Source organism: Alkalibacterium olivapovliticus, assembly GCF_003003275.1.
Lineage (GTDB): Bacteria > Bacillota > Bacilli > Lactobacillales > Carnobacteriaceae_A > Alkalibacterium > Alkalibacterium olivapovliticum.
Map to the genome: position 1 here is coordinate 1 of NZ_PVTO01000072.1, position 1,503 is coordinate 1,503.

The 1,503-nt window shown below is 40.6% G+C and carries 3 protein-coding genes; all 3 read left to right on the forward strand.

Annotated elements, in window-relative coordinates; genetic code table 11:
- The coding region (locus CLV38_RS13810; protein WP_211295488.1) for a hypothetical protein at positions 1–347 on the forward strand (347 nt) is incomplete at its 5' end.
- Between the two features lie 46 nt (positions 348–393).
- Positions 394–876, forward strand: coding sequence for an SRPBCC domain-containing protein (locus CLV38_RS13555; RefSeq protein ID WP_106196519.1), 483 nt, complete (start codon positions 394–396; stop codon positions 874–876).
- Between the two features lie 388 nt (positions 877–1,264).
- Positions 1,265–1,503 (forward strand): peroxide stress protein YaaA (gene yaaA, locus CLV38_RS13560; RefSeq protein ID WP_146129030.1); only part of this gene is annotated, 239 nt, incomplete at its 3' end.

Below are 1,503 nucleotides of genomic sequence, written 5' to 3' on the forward strand. Positions count from 1 at the left end.
TCGTAGCGACGGGGTTATATCTGCTGTTAACAGAGATGATCCGGATCGATCGGAGAGCCCTGTTAAAAGCTTATGCGATTACGGTGCCGCTGTATCTATTGTCAGTTATCGTCAATAACTGGTTCACTGATATTTTTAATGAGCAATCCAATTATTTATTTACCTATGCACCGGGATCGGCAGCGCCTTTAGTGCACTTGTACAACCTCGGCTCTGATATCACAGTATCTGGAATGACATTCAATCCGGTCTACATTCTGTCCCTTGCCATTATAGGAGCGGTGATCATGTTCCTTATGTATTTGCTGGCGAGACTGAGATATGTACGACAGGAATCGACAAACTGAAGTTGAAATTTTATTGCCTTAAATAAGTAATTGAGGAGATACTACAATGGAGTATAAATCGAAAACTGGAAGAATCGATACTGTATCAAAAGTCATCGCCGCCTCGCCACACACCATTTATCAGGCCTTCATCAATCCGGATGCGCTGATCAAGTGGTTGCCGCCGGAAGGAATGTGGGGAGAAGTCGACCAACTCGAACCACATGCTGGCGGAAAGTATCGCTTGATCCTCTATTACGAAGGAGAACAAACCTCTGAAGGAAAAACAAGTGAATACTCAGATGTATCAGAAGGTACTTTCATTGAACTGATTCCAGATATGAAAGTGGTTATGGCAGGTGCTTTTGATTCAGAAAACCCAGACTTTGAAGGTGTGATGATAATGACCTGGTACTTTGAAGAGATTCTGGAAGGAACCAAAATCACGGTCATTGCAGAAAATGTCCCACCCGGAATCAGTAAAGAGGATCATAGCGATGGACTGAGCTCTTCGCTGGAAAATCTGGAATACTTTGTAGAAACAAGGTAGCTGTGCTTTGCTAATATAAGAATATATAAGAGTCGGCTAAATGACTAGTACATATATTTTTAGAGTCTTATATTAGGCATTGACGTTACATAAGAAGTTGATTGAAAAGAGTACTGAAACGGTCGGAAATACACCTACCACTAGTATTGCTGATTCAAATCAGAAGATTCATTAACTATTTACGGTTATGCCATAGCCATGTACCGTTTTTTGGAATGGAACCGAATATCAGCTTCCTTTCATGGGACAAGTGGAGCGAGCATGTAGCAGATGAAAGGCAAACGAACGTCGCCTACCTTCATTTAGCACGAAGAAAACAATCCAACTTTGAAACATCCGCCTCTGCTTGCTATAATTATCAAGACTAACCAATAGAAAGGTGTTTTTTATGCGGATTATTATTTCACCGGCAAAGAAAATGACGGTAGACAATGACAGCTTTAATCACAACCAGCTGCCTAAATTTTTAAATAAAACAGAGGAGTTGTTGAATCATCTAAAGTCCTTAACTTACGATGAACTAAAGAAAATTTGGAAAGCAAGCGACAAAATCGCAACATTAAATTACGAACGGATTCAGGAGATGGATGTGCGGAAAAATCTGACTCCAGCAATACTCGCTTATGA

Excerpts from the sequence above, each read along its gene's own strand:
- CLV38_RS13555 (WP_106196519.1), top strand. The coding sequence starts at position 394 with ATGGAGTATAAATCGAAAACTGGAAGAATCGATACTGTATCAAAAGTC.